We start from the raw sequence: 15,453 nt of genomic DNA, 5'->3' as shown, positions 1-15,453 counted from the left end.
CGCGATGGTGCATCCGTGGCTCAGGCCGCCGGCAGGCGCAGGCGGACTTCCACGCCCCCTTCGAGGTTGCAGACCTGCACGGAACCGCCGTGCAGCTGCGCCACTTCCTGGACGAAGTTGAGCCCCAGGCCGGTGCTCTTGCGACCGCTGCCCGGGCGCGGCAGGGAGTAGAAGCGCTCGGTGAGGCGCGGCAGGGCGTAATCGGGAATGGCTTCACCCTGGTTGAACAGGCGCAGGTCCAGCTCGTGGCCGTCCAGGGTGGCGACGATACGGATCAGGCCGCCGGCGGGGGTGAAGTCCAGGGCGTTGTCCAGCAGGTTGGCCAGTGCCTGGCGCAACAGGAAGCGTTCGCCCAGGGCTTCCAGGCCGATATTCACCGCGTTCTCGATGCGCAACCCGGCGGATTCGATCCGTGCCGCCTGGGCCTGCAACAGGTCTTCCACCAGGGGCGCCAGCGGCACCGGCACGCGCTCTTCCAGCCCTTGGCGCTGCTCCACCTGGGCGAGGTACAGCAGCCGTTCGATCAGGTGCTGCAGGCGCGCGCTCTCGCCGCTGATATTGGCCACGAAGCGCTGGCGCTGCGCCACGGGCATCTCGCCTTCCAGCAGCTCGGCCGCACCACGGATGGCCGCCAGCGGGCTCTTCAGTTCATGGGTCAGGGTGTGCACGTAGCGCTCGACGTAGGCCTTGCCTTCCAGCTCGGTGCGCATGCGCTCCACGGCCCGGGCCAGCTGCGCCAGTTCGCCACCGCGCAGGGTGGGCAGCTCGGCGCGCTGGCCTTCGCTCACGGCCTGGGCGTAGCGGGTGAGGCGCCGCAGGGAGCCGCTGAGCCACCAGGACAGCAGCCCGCCGATCAGCAGGCCGAGGCCGATGAGCCCGGCACCGAGCCAGGCCAGGCGCATCTGCGAGCGGTAGATGTAGGGCTGCAGCGAGCGGTTGGGCTTGGCCACCGAGACGACACCGATGATCTGGCCGTTGTCGCGGATCGGCGCCGCTACGTACATCACCGAGGAATCCGGGTCGCTGGGGTCTTCACGGGTGGAGCGGGCGCCATACTCGCCACGCAGGGTCAGCAGCACGTCGTTCCAGCCGGAATAGTCCTGGCCCACGGCCAGGCCGCTGGAGTCCAGCAGCACCTTGCCGGTGCCGTCGGTGACATAGATGCGGTGGTTCACCTCGGTCTTGCGCACGCCCCAGATCTCGGCGCCCGGCTGGCGCTTGCCGTAGGCCTTGAGCAGCTCGGGCAGGTTGCTCTGGCCCAGGGTGCCGTCGCGCACCGGGTCGCGGAGGATCTCGGCCAGCAGGTTGGCGGTGTCCACCAGGGTCTCTTCGGTGGACTGGCGCACGCCGGGACGGATCTCGTCCATCACCGTGCTCAGCACGAAGTAGCCGGCCAGGCCGACGAAGAGGAAGTACACCAGGAAGATGCGGACGCCGAGCGGCATGGCGGGGCTCCGGTCAGGCGTTGGGATCGTAGCTGTAGCCTACGCCGCGGTGGGTCTGGATCGGCTCGGCATCGGCATTCACCAGGCGCAGCTTGGCGCGCAGGCTCTTGATGTGGCTGTCGATGCTGCGTTCGTAGCCGGCATCGCTGGCGACGCCCACCGAATCCAGCAGCTGCTCGCGGCTGAACACCCGCTCGGGCTGGGCCAGCAGCGTCTGCAGCAGGCGGAATTCGTGGCGGGTGAGGCTGAGCAACTGGCCCAGGTAATGGATGCGCACACGCTCCGCATCCACCACGAAGGCGCCCTCGGCCGCCGGTGCGGGCACGCTGGCCGGCGCGGCTTCCCGGGGCGCGGTGCGCTTGAGGATGGCGCGCACCCGGGCGGCCACCTCGCGGGGGCTGAAGGGCTTGACCACGTAGTCGTCGGCGCCGATCTCCAGGCCCACCACGCGGTCGATCTCGGCATCCCGGGCGGTGAGGAAGATCACCGGCACCTCGGAGAAGCGCCGCAGCCGCTTGCAGGCCTCGAAGCCGCTGATGTCGGGCAGGCCGACGTCGAGGATGACCAGGTCGAACGGGTCACGGGCCAGCAGTTCCAGCGCCTCGCCGGCCAGGCTCAGCCAGGTGACGTCGAAACCGTCAGCCTGCAGGGCATAGACCAGGGTGTCGGCGATGGCCGCTTCGTCTTCGACAATCAGGATATTGGGCATGGCGTCCGTGCAGGCGGGGAAATAGCCGGCACGGTGCCGCAGGCCTCGGGCGGCGTCAATCCCGCCGAGGCCCTTGGCTCAGCCGTGGCTCAGCACTGGGGCTTGCCGGCGGTGAACTTGCGCCCGGCGTAGATGGCGGCGCGGAACTCGCGCAGGGCCTTGGCGCCGATCAGCAGCGGGTAGTTGAAGCTGCTGCGGTCGGTGAGGTTCACCTCGACGGTGCGCTTGGTGTCGCCCAGGCACATTTCCATCTCGATCACCGGGCGCTTGGTCGGGTCGGCCTTTTCGCGCTCGTCGTCCTCGTCGTCGCCGGCTTCCTCGGAGCGCGTCTTGATCTTGCTGATGCGCGCCAGGCGGTGCTCGTAGACGGTGTCGTCGGCATCCTTGGTGGCCAGGCGGAAACGCACCCAGTCGTCACCGTCACGCTTGAAGCGCTCGATGTCCTTGGCCGACAACGAGGCGGTCAGGGCGCCGGTGTCCATCTTGGCCTTGAGGGTCTGGCCGATCTCCGGCAGGCGGATGTATTCGTAGCGGCCGTAGAGATCGGGCTCATCGGCGGCGAAGGCCGGCAGGGCGACCAGGGTCAGCAGGGCGAGAAGGCGCTTCAACTCGTGTTCCTCGGATTCAGGGTGCAGGGAGTAGGACTGGATGGCCGCCCATTCGTTCGCGTCACTTCGCCCTGGCAGGGGGCAGGCGCTCGCCACCCCAGAGGGCGTCGAGGTTGCGGAAGCCCCAGTCTTCCGGGGCTTCGCGGCCGATGATGCGGTCGCGGCCGGCGAGGGCGGCGAGGTCGATCACCTCTTGGGGAATCGGCACCTTCGAACGGGCCGAAAAGAACACCTTGACCCGCGGCAGCAGCAGCGAGCGGGCGTTCTGGTCGATCACCACGCCGAGGCGACCGCTTTCCAGGCGCACCAGGGAGCCGGTGGGGTAGATGCCCACGGCCTTGACGAAGGCCTGGAACACCTGGGGGTCGAAGTGCCCCTTGGTCCATTCGGCCATCTTGTGCAGCGCCTCGGCCGGCGCCCAGCCCTTCTTGTAGGGGCGGTCGGAGGTGATGGCGTCATACACGTCGCAGACCGCACCCATGCGCGCCAGCAGGCTGATCTGCTCGCCGCCAAGGCGGTGCGGGTAGCCGCTGCCGTCGAACTTCTCGTGGTGGTGCAGGCAGACGTCCAGCACCAGTGCGCTGACCTGGCGGCTGTCGATGAGCATGCGCGCGCCGGCCTGGGGGTGGTGGCGTACCGTGGCGAACTCGGCGTCGGTGAGGGCGCCGGGCTTGTTCAGCAGGTCCAGGGGCACGGCCATCTTGCCGATATCGTGGAGCAGGCCGGCCAGGCCGGCTTCGCGCACCTGGGCCTCGCTGAGCTGCAGCTGGCGCGCCAGGGCGATCATCAGCGCGCAGACGGCCACCGAATGCATGTAGGTGTATTCGTCGGAGCGCTTGAGCCGCGCCAGGCTGATCAGGGCATTGGGGTGGCGCAGCACCGAATTGGTGATGGATTCCACCAGCTCCGCAGCCTGGCCCAGCTCGATGGCGTGGCCGAGGCGGGCGTCGCTGAACATCTCCATCACCGCCTCGCGGGAACGGGCGCAGAGCTGCACCGCGCGGGACAGTTCCTCTTCCATGCTCGCCGGGCTGACCACCACCGGCGGCGCCTTGGCGGCCTCCAGCAGGCGTGCCTCGGCCTCCTGCTGCACCTGCTCGGCGGTGCTGCCGCCCGTGGCGGAATCCGAGTCGATATCCAGGCCTTTGGACGCGTCTATCCACACCTCGGTGACGGCACTGTCGAGGATGCGGGCGAGGTCCTTTTCGGATTTCAGCAGGAAGCTGCTCTTCCAGAAGGGGTGGTCCATCCATGAACCGCATAACTCCTGGACGTACATGCCCAGGCGCAGGTCGGACACAGCGATCTTCTTCAGCACGATGGCCACTCGATGGAATTACACGAATGCGGCTCCATCATGCCTGATGGCCAGCTGCCAGGACAGCCACCCGCGATGGACTTTCGCACCCCGTCACGTCTTGGCAAGCGAAGCCTACTGCGTATCATGGCAACGCCACCCACAGGCCAAGGAGCCAAGGACCTATGCGGGCGCTGCTGACCGGTATCACCACCATCCTGCTCATCCTGATCAACACCCTGGTGCTGATCGGCCCCATGCTGCTGATCGCCCTGCTGAAGCTGATCCTGCCCGGGCAGGCCCTCAAGGACGCCTGCTCCCGCGCGGTGATGTGGATCGCCGAAGCCTGGGCCGAGAACGACAAGCGCATCTTCGCCCTGCTCACCCCCACCGTCTGGGACATCCGTGGCGGCGACGGCCTGCGCAGCGATACCTCCTACCTGGTGGTGTCCAACCACCAGTCCTGGGTGGACATTCCCGCCCTGGTGCAGGCCTTCAACCGCAAGACGCCCTACTTCAAGTTCTTCCTCAAGAAAGAGCTGATCTGGGTGCCCTTCATCGGACTGGCCTTCTGGGCGCTGGATTACCCCTTCATGAAGCGCTACTCCAAGGCCTTCCTCGACAAGCACCCGGAGATGAAGGGCAAGGACCTGGAGATCACCAAGGCCGCCTGCGAGAAGTTCAAGCGCCTGCCGGTGACGGTGGTCAACTACCTCGAAGGCACGCGCTTCACCCCGGCCAAGCAGGCGCAACAGGGCTCGCCCTACCGCCACCTGCTCAAGCCCAAGGCCGGCGGCGTGGCCTTCGTGCTCGCCGCCCTGGGCGAACAGCTCGATGCCATGCTCGACGTCACCCTGATCTACCCCGACAAGCAGGTGCCCGGCTTCTGGGCGCTGGTGTCCGGCCAGGTGCCCAAGGTGATCGTCGACATCCAGACCCGCGACATCGACCCCTCGCTGTGGCAGGGCGACTACGAGAACGACCCGCAATTCCGCCAGCACATCCAGGACTGGGTGACCCGCCTCTGGGCCGAGAAGGACGCGCGCATCGAACAGCTGCGCAGCGAATTGCAGGGCTGAATCGGCCACACCTGGCGTCGCCCACCTCCCTTCGCAGGATTTTCCGACGAAACGGCACAGCCCCCTTGAGCACTGGCTCAGGGGGCGGCGAAGCCGTGCGCGACAGGCTGTGGGAATTGGCCGAAAAGACGCTTGCCGTGTTTATATTGAACGCTCGATCAATTTAAAAGGAACCCAAAGGCCCCCTCTCGTCTCTCATCAGGCGCGTGCCTGAACCTGCGTCAAAGGAGTATTTCTTGCCAACCCCCTCCCCCCTCGACCAAGGGGCCGCCCGACCGTGAGCGTGCCCAATCCTCCTGGCAGCCTGCCGCTGCGCATGAACCCGCCCGTGCTGATCGGCTCGGCCGCCTTCGTCCTGGTCTTCGGCCTGCTGGTGGTGGCCTTCACCGAGCAGGCCGGCGCCTGGCTGCTGTTGGCCCAGGCCTGGGCCGCCAACAGCGTGGGCTGGTACTACCTGCTGGCCATGACCCTGTACCTGGTGTTCGTGGTGGTCACCGCGCTGTCCGGCTACGGCAAGATCAAGCTCGGCGCCGACCATGACGAACCCGAGTTCAGCTACCTGTCCTGGGCCGGCATGCTGTTCGCCGCCGGCATCAGCATCACCCTGTTCTTCTTCTGCGTCTCCGAGCCGCTGACCCACCTGCTGCAGCCGCCCCAGGGCGAGGCTGGCGGGCCCGAGGCGGCGCGCCAGGCGATGCAGCTGCTGTTCCTCCACTGGGGCCTGCACGGCTGGGGCGTGTTCGCCCTGGTGGCCATGGCCCTGGCCTACTTCGCCTACCGCCACAACCTGCCGCTGGCCCTGCGCTCGGCGCTCTACCCGCTGATCGGCAAGCGCATCAACGGCCCCATCGGCTATACGGTGGATGCCTTCGGCATCATCGCCACGGTGTTCGGCCTGGGCGCGGACATGGGCTTCGGCGTGCTGCACCTGAACGCCGGCCTCGACTACCTGTTCGGTATCCCCCACAACCAGTGGGTGCAGGTGCTGCTGATCGCCCTGATGATGGGCGCCGCGGTGCTGGTGGCGGTGAGCGGCGTGGAGAAGGGCGTGCGGGTGATGTCCGACATCAACATGCTGCTGGCCTGCTCGCTGCTGCTGTTCGTGCTCTTCGCCGGGCCCACCCAGCACCTGCTGAACATGCTGGTGCAGAACGTCGGCGACTACCTGAGCACGGTGCCGGCCAAGAGCTTCGACCTCTACGCCTGGAACAGCCCTTCCGGCTGGCTGGGCGACTGGACGGTGTTCTACTGGGCCTGGTGGATCGCCTGGGCGCCCTTCGTCGGCCTGTTCATCGCGCGCATCTCCCGTGGGCGCACCATCCGCGAATTCGTTTTCGGCGTGCTGTTCATCCCCCTCGGCTTCACCCTGGCGTGGATGTCGATCTTCGGCAACAGCGCCCTGGAACTGGTGCTCAACCACGGCATGACCGAGCTCGCCGTCGGCGCCATCGAAGACCCGTCGATGGTCATCTACCGCCTGCTGGAAACCTACCCCTGGAGCCGTACCGTGATCGCGGTGACGGTGTTCGTCAGCTTCGTGTTCTTCGTCACCTCCGCCGACTCCGGCACCGTGGTGTTGTCGACCCTCTCCGCACGCGGCGGCGAGGAAGGCGAGGACGGGCCCAAGTGGCTGCGGGTGTTCTGGGGCGCGATGACCGCGCTGATCACCAGCGGGCTGCTGTTCGCCGGCAGCATCGATGCGCTGAAGTCGGCGGTGGTGCTCACCTCCCTGCCCTTCTCGCTGATCCTGCTGCTGATGATGTGGGGCCTGCACAAGGCCTTCTACCTGGAGTCCCAGCGCCAGCGCGCGCGCCTGCATTCCCTGGCGCCACTGGACCAGCGGCCACGCAAGGGCGGCTGGCGCCAGCGCCTCAGCCAGGCGGTGCACTTCCCCTCGCGGGACGAGGTGTACCGTTTCATGGAGCAGGAGGTGCGCCCGGCCATGGAGGCGGTGGCCGAGCAGTTCCGCGAGAAGTCGCTGCGGGTGGAAACCGAGCTGGACCCGGCCAATGCCAGCCTCAGCCTGGAAGTGGGCCACGGCGAAGAATCGCCCTTCCTCTACCGGGTGGTGATGCGCGGCTACTTCACGCCCTCCTTCGCCGTCGCCGGCCTGGACGCGCGCAACCTGCGCAACCGCCGCTACTACCGCGCAGAGGTACACCTGGCCGAAGGCAGCCAGGACTACGACCTGGTGGGCTACAGCCGCGAGCAGATCATCAACGACATGCTCGACCAGTACGAACGGCACCTGCAGTTCCTGCACCTGGTGCGTTGACCAGGCCCCGGGCTGAAGCCCGGGTTACCAGAGCCGTAGGTCGGGTGGAACCCGACATTTCTCTTGAGCAGGGCAAGAGCTTCGCGAGCAGAGCTCGCTCCTACGGAAAGCGCAACGCGCCGGGGAAAGCCCGGAGTTCGAGATCACCCGCCCCCATAAAAAAGAGGAGCCCAAGGGCTCCTCGAAACAGGTACCGCAACGTAGCAGACGCGGCACCGGGGGTTTGCGGGTGGGTCAGGCGGCGCTGAACAGCTTGTGCGGGTCGATGACGAATTTCTTCGGCACGCCGGCGTCGAACTCGCCGTAGCCACGGGGCGCGTCGTCCAGGCCGATCACCTGCACGCCGACCACTTCGGCAATGTTGATGCGGTCCCACATGATGGCCTGCATGAGCTGGCGGTTGTACTTCATCACCGGGGTCTGGCCGGTGTGGAAGCTGTGGGACTTGGCCCAGCCGAGGCCGAAGCGGATGCTCAGGCTGCCGATCTTGGCGGCCGCGTCCACCGCGCCCGGGTCTTCGGTGACGTAGAGGCCGGGGATGCCGATCTTGCCGGCGACCCGCACCACACCCATCAGCGAGTTGAGCACCGTAGCCGGCGCCTCGTGCTGGGCACCGGCATGACCGTGGCCACGGGCTTCGAAGCCCACGGCGTCGACGGCGCAGTCCACTTCCGGCTCGCCCAGCAGGGCAGCGATCTGTTCGTGCAGCGGGGTGTCCTTGGACAGGTCCGCGATCTCGAAGCCCTGGGCCTTGGCATGGGCCAGGCGCACCGGGTTGACGTCGCCGACTATCACCACCGCGGCGCCCAGCAGGCGCGCAGAGGCGGCAGCGGCGAGGCCGACGGGGCCGGCACCGGCGATGTAGACGGTGGAGCCCGGGCCGACGCCGGCGGTGACCGCACCGTGGTAGCCGGTGGGCAGGATGTCGGAGAGGCAGGTCAGGTCGCGGATCTTCTCCATGGCCTTGTCGCGGTCCGGCAGCTTCAGCAGGTTGAAGTCGGCGTAGGGCACCAGCACGTACTCGGCCTGGCCACCGGTCCAGTCGCCCATGTCGACATAGCCGTAGGCGCCGCCGGCACGGGCCGGGTTGACGGTGAGGCAGACGCCGGTGTGCTGTTCCTTGCAGGAACGGCAGCGACCGCAGGCGACGTTGAAGGGCACGGAAACCAGGTCGCCGATCTTCAGGTTCTCGACGTCGCTGCCCTTCTCGATCACCTCGCCGGTGATCTCGTGGCCGAGCACCAGGCCGACCTGGGCGGTGGTACGGCCGCGCACCATGTGCTGGTCCGAGCCGCAGATGTTGGTGGATACCACGCGCAGGATGACCCCGTGCTCGATCTTGCGACCGCGCGGGTCCTGCATCTTGGGATAGTCGATCTTCTGCACCTCGACCTTGCCCGCGCCGAGATAAACAACACCACGATTACCAGACATGCATGAATCTCCTTTGTTGTTGTTGATACAAAGGCGCGGCCTGGGGCCACGCGGCCTTGTACTGGAGCGTGTGTCTGTTGCCGGAGCCGCCGGGTGGAACTGGCAGGGCGGCTGCCGAAATCTGTAGCCGGACCTCAGTCCGGGGTCTGGCCCGCTCCCGGGCTGAAGCCCGGGCTACGTCTGTTGCTCAGAGCACCACGGTGCGGTTGGCGTTGAGGAACACCCGGCGCTCGATGTGCAGGCCCACGGCCTTGGCCAGGGTCAGGCATTCGATGTCGCGGCCCTTGGCGATCAGGTCCTCGGGGTAGTGGGCGTGGTCCACCGGCTCCACGCCCTGGGCGATGATCGGCCCCTCGTCGAGGTCGTTGTTGATGTAGTGGGCGGTCGCCCCCACCAGCTTGACGCCCTTCTGGTATGCCTGGTGGTACGGCTTGGCACCCTTGAAGCCGGGCAGCAGCGAGTGGTGGATGTTGATCGCCCAGCCGTCCAGGCGCCGGCACAGCTCGGGGGACAGCACCTGCATGTAGCGGGCGAGCACCACCAGTTCGGCGCCGGTGTCCTCGATCACCTGCAACACGCGCCGCTCCTGGGCGGGCTTGTCGTTGGGGTCGAGGGGGAAGTGGTGATAAGGAATCCCGTGCCAGCGGGCCAGGGGCTCCAGGTCCGGATGGTTGGACACCACCGCGACCACGTCCATGGCCAGCTGGCCGATGCGCTGGCGGTAGAGCAGGTCGTTGAGGCAGTGGTCGGCCTTGCTGACCATCAGCACCACCTTGGCGCGGTAGCTGGGTGGGGTCAGCTCGATCTGCATGTCGAAGGGCGCCACACGCTCGGCCAGGGCGGCGCGGAAGGCCTGCTCCTCGAAGCCGTCGGGCTGGCGGAACTCGATGCGGATGAAGAAGCGCGCGGAGAGCCGGTCGTCGAAGGAGTGGTGCTCGGTGACGTAGCAGCGCTGTTCGTAGAGAAAGCGCGTCACCGCGTCCACGGTCCCCAGCACGCTGGGGCAATGGGCGGTGAGGATCCAGGTATCGGGGGTGCGGCTCATGTCGATCTCCTCGGGTACGGCGGCAGGTTGGTACGGGCCACGTTGGGCCTCGCTGCGCTCGGCACCAACCTACGGATGCAGGCGCAAGGTGGATGACGCTTCACCCACCCTGGCTGTCCTGCGGTGGACGAAAAGAGCGTCGTCCACCCTACCTCTCAAGCCTTGATCGCCAGCCCGTACTCGGCGCTGGCGTCCTGCAGCCAGAGCCAGAAGTAGTCGGAGAAGCTGCGGCGGATCAGCAGTTCCCAGGTGTCCTCGCCGGTGTGGCGGATCACCAGTTGCGACTTTGCGAAGGTGGTGCCCACCGCCTTGCCCACCGGGAAGTTGCTCGGGTGCAGGTCATAGGGCGTGGACTTCATCAGCATCTCGCGCACCTTCGGCCCGCTCAGCTCCAGCAGGGTCTGCCCGCCGCTGACGTTGATCACCGCGTGGTGCAGCCCTTCCAGGGCGGCGCGCAGGCGCTGCTCGGCGGCGAACTCCTCGCCACGGGGCAGGATCAGCAGCCACTCGTCCGGCGACAGCCACTGCAGCGAGGTCTCGCCGCTGGCCACTAGGGTCAGCGCCACCGGCAGCTCCAGGCCCAGGGCCTTGTGCACGCCGCCGGCGAAGGCCGGGTCGCGGGCATCGCCACGCAGCACCAGGTGGCCCAGCAACTGCTTCTCGCGCAGGGTCACGCCGGCGGCGCCGGACTTGCCCAGGGCGCCCTTGCCGGCCAGCTCGTCGAGCCCGGCGTGGAACAGCGGCGACTCGCCGGCCAGTTCATCCGGACGCTGCTTGTACACGTTCACTGCGCTCATTTCTCACCTGCCTGGTGCACGCCGGCACCGTCGAATTCCATGCTCTTGGCCCGTTGCTCACACATTCTGGCGTTCCCCTTTCGGGTCGTAGAACACCGAGCTGACGATCTCCGCCTCGATCACGCTGCCGTCCGCCAGCGGGGCGAAGACCTTCTCGCCCATGCGCTTGAGACCGCCCCGCACCACGGCGAGGGCGAAGGAATAGCCCATGGCCGCGCTCATGTAGCTGGAGGTGACGTGGCCGACCATGGTCATGGGGATCGACTGCTTCGGGTCGAACACCAGCTGCGAGCCTTCCGGCAGCACCTTGTTCGGGTCCAGGGGCTTGAGGCCCACCAGCTGCTTGCGGTCTTCGCGCACGCAGTCCTCGCGGTTCATGCCGCGCCAGCCGATCCAGGAGAAGGGCTTGTTTCGGCCCACGGCCCAGCCCATGTCGAGGTCGTCCGGGGTGACCGAGCCGTCGGTGTCCTGGCCGACGATGATGAAACCCTTCTCGGCCCGCAGCACGTGCATGGTCTCGGTGCCGTAGGGGGTCAGGTTGTATTGCTTACCGGCGGCGATGAGCTTTTCCCAGACGCCGGCGGCGTAGTCGGCCTGGACGTTGATCTCGTAGGACAGCTCGCCGGTGAAGGAGATGCGGAACACCCGCGCCGGCACGCCGCCGACCAGGCCTTCCTTCCAGCTCATGAAGGGGAAGGCGTCCTTGTCCAGGTCGATGTCGGTGACCTCGGCCAGCAGCTTGCGGCTGTTGGGGCCGGACAGGGTCATGGTGGCCCAGTGGTCGGTGACCGAGGTGAAGTACACCTTGAGCTCCGGCCATTCGGTCTGGTGGTAGATCTCCAGCCACTCGAAGATGCGCGCGGCACCGCCGGTGGTGGTGGTCATCAGGAAGTGGTTGTCGGCGAGGCAGGCGGTCACGCCGTCGTCCATCACCATGCCGTCTTCCTTGCACATCAGGCCGTAGCGGGCCTTGCCCACGTCCAGCTTGGTCCAGGCGTTGGTGTAGACGCGGTTGAGGAACTCGCGGGCGTCCGGGCCCTGGATGTCGATCTTGCCCAGGGTGGAAGCATCGAGGATGCCCACGCTGTCACGCACGGCCTTGCACTCGCGGGCCACGGCGGCGTGCAGGTCCTCGCCGTTCTTCGGGAAGTACCAGGGGCGCTTCCACTGGCCGACGTCCTCGAACTCGGCGCCATTGGCCAGGTGCCAGCGCTGCATGGCGGTGTAGCGCTTGGGCTCGAACAGGTGCCCGCAGTGGCGGCCGGCGACGGCGCCGAAGGCCACGGGGGTGTAGTTCGGGCGGAACATGGTGGTGCCCATTTCCGGGATGCTGATGCCCAGCGAACGGGCGGCGATGGCCAGGCCGTTGATGTTGCCCAGCTTGCCCTGGTCGGTGCCGAAGCCCAGCGCGGTGTAACGCTTGACGTGCTCGACCGACTCGAAGCCCTCGCGGGTGGCCAGCTCGATGCCGGCGGAGGTGACGTCGTTCTGCAGGTCGACGAACTGCTTGGGCGCACGGGCGGTGGATTTGTCGTGGGGCACCTGGAACAGCGCCAGGGTGGCTTCCTCGTGGCGCTTCTCGGCCTTCGGCAGGCTGCCGCTGACTTCCTTGAAGCCCGCTTCGGCAGCGGCCTTGGCACCGGCCTCGAAGCCGTCGGCCAGGGTGTCGCCAAGGGCGAACACGCCATTGACGGCGCCGGCGCAGATGCGTTTCTGGAAGCCGCCCTCGCCCGGTACGAAGGCCAGGATGTCTTCACGCCAGGTGGGCTTGCCGCCCAGGTGCGAGGCCAGGTGTACCACCGGGCTGTAGCCGCCGGAGGTGGCGATCAGGTCGCAGTCCACCACTTCACCGGGGCTGGTGACCTTGTGTGCACGGGTGTCGATGGCGCAGATGCGCGCACCGCTGACGCGCTTGCCGCCACGGGCCTCGACCACGGCGCTGCCGGTGAGGATGCGCACGCCACGGGCACGGGCCTCCTCGACCCAGGCGCCGCGCGGGTTGCTGCGGGCGTCGGCCACGGCCACCACTTTCTGCCCGGCGTCGAGCCAGTCCAGTACCAGGCGGTAGGCGTAATCGTTGTTGGTGGACAGCACCAGCTCCTTGCCGGGTGCCACGCCGTAGCGGCGCACGTAGGTGGAGACGGCGCCGGCGAGCATGTTGCCCGGCACGTCGTTGTTGGCGTACACCAGCGGCCGCTCGTGGGCGCCGGCGGCCAGCACCACGCGCTTGGCACGGACGCGGTGCACGCGGTGGCGGGCCTGGCCCATGGGCGCAGTCTCGCCGAGGTGGTCGGTGAGGCGCTGGTGGATGGTGAGGAAGTTGTGGTCGTGGTAGCCGTTGACCGTGGCGCGGGGCAGCAGGGTCACTTCCGGCAGCTTTTCCAGCTCGGCGATGACCTGGGCCACCCACTCGGCGGCGGGCTTGCCGTCCAGGGTTTCGCGGGTGTCCAGCAGGCTGCCGCCGAACTCTTCCTGTTCATCGGCGAGGATCACCCGCGCGCCACTGCGGCCGGCGGCTAGTGCCGCGGCAAGGCCGGCGGGGCCGGCGCCCACCACCAGCACGTCGCAGTGCTGGTTCATGTGGTCGTAGATGTCCGGGTCGTTCTCGGTCGGCGCACGGCCGAGGCCGGCGGCCTTGCGGATGTACTTCTCGTAGGTCAGCCAGAGGTTCTGCGGGTACATGAAGGTCTTGTAGTAGAACCCGGGCGGCATCATCTGCCCGCCGACCTTGCCGAGGATGCCCATCAGGTCGGTGTTGACGCTCGGCCAGCCGTTGGTGCTGCCGGCCACCAGCCCGGCGTAGAGCGCCTGCTGGGTGGCGCGCACGTTGGGCACCTGGGTGGCGGGGCTGGAGCCGATCTGCAGGATGGCGTTGGGCTCTTCGGCACCGGCGGCGACGATGCCGCGGGGGCGGGAATACTTGAAGCTGCGGCCGACGATGTCGACGCCGTTGGCCAGCAGCGCGGCGGCCAGGCTGTCGCCGGCGTAGCCCTGGTAGCTCTGCCCGTTGAAGGTGAAGGTCAGGGGCTGGGCGCGGTCGATGCGGCCACCCTTGGAAAGACGGTTGGGCTGGCTCATGCCGTTACTCCTTGGTCCACGGCTTTCTTCTCCTGGGGCCCGGCTTCGGTGACGGCGGGGCGTTCACCGACCTTGTAGGTCTCGAGGATTTCGTAGGTCACGGTGTGGCGGGTGACGTTGAAGTACTTGCGGCAGCCGGCCGCGTGCACCCACAACTCGTGGTGGATGCCGCGCGGGTTGTCGCGGAAGAAGATGTAGTCGCCCCACTCCTCGTCGGTGCAGGCGTTGGGGTCCAGCGGGCGCGGGATGTGCGCCTGGCCCTTGGCGTGGAATTCCTCTTCGGAGCGCAGCTCGCCACAGTGGGGGCAGAAGATGTGCAGCATGGCGGGTCTCCTTAGTGAGCCACGGCAGCGGCGCCGTGCTCGTCGATCAGTGCGCCGTTGTGGAAACGTTCGATGGAGAAGGGCTTGGCCAGCGGGTGCATTTCACCCTTGGCCAGGCTCGCCGCGAATACGTGGCCGGAACCGGGGGTGGCCTTGAAGCCGCCGGTGCCCCAGCCGCAGTTGAAGAACAGGTTCTGCACCGGCGTCTTGGCGATGATCGGGCAGGCGTCGGGGGTGGTGTCGACGATGCCGCCCCACTGGCGGTTCATGCGCACGCGGGAGAGCACCGGGAACATCTCGACGATGGCCTGCAGGGTGTGTTCGATGGTCGGGTAGGAACCGCGCTGGCCGTAGCCGTTGTAGCCGTCGATGCCGGCACCGATCACCAGGTCGCCCTTGTCGGACTGGCTGATGTAGCCGTGCACGGCGTTGGACATGATCACACTGTGGATAACCGGCTTGATCGGTTCGGACACCAGCGCCTGCAGCGGGTGGGATTCCAGCGGCAGGCGGAAGCCGGCGAGCTTGGCCATGTGCCCGGAGTTGCCGGCGGTGACCACGCCGACGCGCTTGGCGCCGATGAAGCCGCGGTTGGTCTCGACGCCGATCACCACGCCGTCCTGTTTGCGGAAGCCGATCACCTCGGTGTTCTGCAGCAGGTCGACGCCCAGGGCGTCGGCGGCGCGGGCATAGCCCCAGGCCACGGCGTCATGGCGGGCCACGCCGCCGCGACGCTGCACGGTGGAGCCCATGATCGGGTAGCGGGTGTTCTTGCTGCAGTCGAGGTAGGGAATCTCCTCGGCCACCTGCTTGGCGTCGAGCAGTTCGCCGTCGATGCCGTTGAGGCGGTTGGCGCTCACGCGGCGCTCGGAATCACGCAGGTCCTGCAGGGTGTGGCACAGGTTATAGACGCCACGGGCGGAGTACATGACGTTGTAGTTGAGATCCTGGGAGAGGTTTTCCCAGAGCTTCATCGCATGCTCGTAGAGGTGCGCCGACTCGTCCCACAGGTAGTTGGAGCGGACGATGGTGGTGTTGCGCGCGGTGTTGCCGCCGCCCAGCCAGCCCTTCTCCACCACGGCGACGTTCTTCACGCCGAATTCCTTGGCCAGGTAGTAGGCCGTGGCCAGCCCGTGGCCACCGCCGCCGACCACGATCACGTCGTAGACCGGCTTGGGCGTGGGGTTGCGCCACATGCGCTGCCAGTTCTCGTGGTGGCTGAGGGAGTGCTTGAACAGGCCGAAGCCGGAATAACGTTGCATGCGCGTGCTCCTGGATCAGCGGTACACGGGGAAGTCGGCGCAGAGAGCCGCGACCTGTTTGGCCACCTGGGCCTCGACGTCGGCATCACCGAGGTGGTCGA

General features: G+C 67.5%; 13 protein-coding genes. 2 read left to right on the top strand and 11 right to left on the bottom strand.

The annotated features are described in order from the left end of the window. Positions 1 to 20: 20 nt before the first annotated feature. The 4 genes from creC to OEJ36_RS18595 all read right to left on the bottom strand — a co-directional run bounded on the left by creC (position 21) and on the right by OEJ36_RS18595 (position 4,080). Positions 21 to 1,445, bottom strand: coding sequence for a two-component system sensor histidine kinase CreC (creC, locus tag OEJ36_RS18610; RefSeq protein ID WP_263402774.1), 1,425 nt, complete (start codon positions 1,443 to 1,445; stop codon positions 21 to 23). Between the two features lie 13 nt (positions 1,446 to 1,458). Continuing rightward, the gene (creB, locus tag OEJ36_RS18605; protein ID WP_263402773.1) at positions 1,459 to 2,154 is read right to left on the bottom strand and encodes a two-component system response regulator CreB; all 696 of its coding nucleotides are present in this window, start codon (positions 2,152 to 2,154) and stop codon (positions 1,459 to 1,461) included. Between the two features lie 89 nt (positions 2,155 to 2,243). Then, positions 2,244 to 2,762, bottom strand: a complete 519-nt coding sequence (locus OEJ36_RS18600; RefSeq protein WP_263402772.1) for an ATP-dependent zinc protease — start codon at positions 2,760 to 2,762, stop codon at positions 2,244 to 2,246. A gap of 61 nt (positions 2,763 to 2,823) precedes the next feature. Beyond that, positions 2,824 to 4,080, bottom strand: coding sequence for an HD-GYP domain-containing protein (locus OEJ36_RS18595; RefSeq protein ID WP_263402771.1), 1,257 nt, complete (start codon positions 4,078 to 4,080; stop codon positions 2,824 to 2,826). A gap of 164 nt (positions 4,081 to 4,244) precedes the next feature. Between OEJ36_RS18595 and OEJ36_RS18590 the strand changes: the two genes are divergently transcribed. Next, positions 4,245 to 5,138, top strand: a complete 894-nt coding sequence (locus OEJ36_RS18590; RefSeq protein WP_263402770.1) for an acyltransferase — start codon at positions 4,245 to 4,247, stop codon at positions 5,136 to 5,138. Positions 5,139 to 5,454: 316 nt separating this feature from the next. After that, positions 5,455 to 7,413: a choline transporter BetT gene (gene betT, locus OEJ36_RS18585; protein ID WP_263402888.1), complete on the top strand. Its 1,959-nt coding sequence runs from the start codon at positions 5,455 to 5,457 to the stop codon at positions 7,411 to 7,413. A 234-nt stretch (positions 7,414 to 7,647) separates the two neighbouring features. Here betT and fdhA read toward each other — a convergent pair whose 3' ends face one another. The 7 genes from fdhA to OEJ36_RS18550 form a co-directional block, all read right to left on the bottom strand. Beyond that, the gene (gene fdhA, locus OEJ36_RS18580; protein ID WP_263402769.1) at positions 7,648 to 8,847 is read right to left on the bottom strand and encodes a formaldehyde dehydrogenase, glutathione-independent; all 1,200 of its coding nucleotides are present in this window, start codon (positions 8,845 to 8,847) and stop codon (positions 7,648 to 7,650) included. Between the two features lie 187 nt (positions 8,848 to 9,034). Beyond that, positions 9,035 to 9,892, bottom strand: a complete 858-nt coding sequence (gene purU / locus OEJ36_RS18575) for a formyltetrahydrofolate deformylase (RefSeq protein ID WP_263402768.1) — start codon at positions 9,890 to 9,892, stop codon at positions 9,035 to 9,037. A 155-nt stretch (positions 9,893 to 10,047) separates the two neighbouring features. Next, the gene (locus OEJ36_RS18570) at positions 10,048 to 10,689 is read right to left on the bottom strand and encodes a sarcosine oxidase subunit gamma (protein WP_021217046.1); all 642 of its coding nucleotides are present in this window, start codon (positions 10,687 to 10,689) and stop codon (positions 10,048 to 10,050) included. 57 nt (positions 10,690 to 10,746) lie between these two features. Then, positions 10,747 to 13,767 carry a sarcosine oxidase subunit alpha gene (locus tag OEJ36_RS18565; RefSeq protein WP_263402767.1) on the bottom strand — a complete coding sequence of 1,007 codons (3,021 nt, stop codon included), beginning with the start codon at positions 13,765 to 13,767 and terminating at the stop codon, positions 10,747 to 10,749. After that, positions 13,764 to 14,090: a sarcosine oxidase subunit delta gene (locus OEJ36_RS18560; RefSeq protein ID WP_021217044.1), complete on the bottom strand. Its 327-nt coding sequence runs from the start codon at positions 14,088 to 14,090 to the stop codon at positions 13,764 to 13,766. Before OEJ36_RS18560 ends, OEJ36_RS18565 begins: the two co-directional genes overlap by 4 nt. Before the next feature lie 11 nt (positions 14,091 to 14,101). Further along, positions 14,102 to 15,352 (bottom strand): sarcosine oxidase subunit beta family protein, encoded by a 1,251-nt coding sequence (locus OEJ36_RS18555; protein WP_184488474.1) that lies wholly within the window; start codon positions 15,350 to 15,352, stop codon positions 14,102 to 14,104. 15 nt (positions 15,353 to 15,367) lie between these two features. Next, positions 15,368 to 15,453 (bottom strand): hypothetical protein (locus tag OEJ36_RS18550; RefSeq protein WP_263402886.1); only part of this gene is annotated, 86 nt, incomplete at its 5' end.

It is taken from the genome of Pseudomonas sp. PDM13 (assembly GCF_025685765.1).
Classification (GTDB): domain Bacteria; phylum Pseudomonadota; class Gammaproteobacteria; order Pseudomonadales; family Pseudomonadaceae; genus Metapseudomonas; species Metapseudomonas solani.
Note: the sequence above shows the minus strand (reverse complement) of the source record. Positions and strands in the feature narration are given on the sequence as shown.

Excerpts from the sequence above, each read along its gene's own strand:
- creC (WP_263402774.1), bottom strand. The coding sequence starts at position 1,445 with ATGCCGCTCGGCGTCCGCATCTTCCTGGTGTACTTCCTCTTCGTCGGC.
- creB (WP_263402773.1), bottom strand. The coding sequence starts at position 2,154 with ATGCCCAATATCCTGATTGTCGAAGACGAAGCGGCCATCGCCGACACC.
- OEJ36_RS18590 (WP_263402770.1), top strand. The coding sequence starts at position 4,245 with ATGCGGGCGCTGCTGACCGGTATCACCACCATCCTGCTCATCCTGATC.
- betT (WP_263402888.1), top strand. The coding sequence starts at position 5,455 with ATGAACCCGCCCGTGCTGATCGGCTCGGCCGCCTTCGTCCTGGTCTTC.
- fdhA (WP_263402769.1), bottom strand. The coding sequence starts at position 8,847 with ATGTCTGGTAATCGTGGTGTTGTTTATCTCGGCGCGGGCAAGGTCGAG.
- purU (WP_263402768.1), bottom strand. The coding sequence starts at position 9,892 with ATGAGCCGCACCCCCGATACCTGGATCCTCACCGCCCATTGCCCCAGC.
- OEJ36_RS18570 (WP_021217046.1), bottom strand. The coding sequence starts at position 10,689 with ATGAGCGCAGTGAACGTGTACAAGCAGCGTCCGGATGAACTGGCCGGC.
- OEJ36_RS18565 (WP_263402767.1), bottom strand. The coding sequence starts at position 13,767 with ATGAGCCAGCCCAACCGTCTTTCCAAGGGTGGCCGCATCGACCGCGCC.
- OEJ36_RS18560 (WP_021217044.1), bottom strand. The coding sequence starts at position 14,090 with ATGCTGCACATCTTCTGCCCCCACTGTGGCGAGCTGCGCTCCGAAGAG.
- OEJ36_RS18555 (WP_184488474.1), bottom strand. The coding sequence starts at position 15,352 with ATGCAACGTTATTCCGGCTTCGGCCTGTTCAAGCACTCCCTCAGCCAC.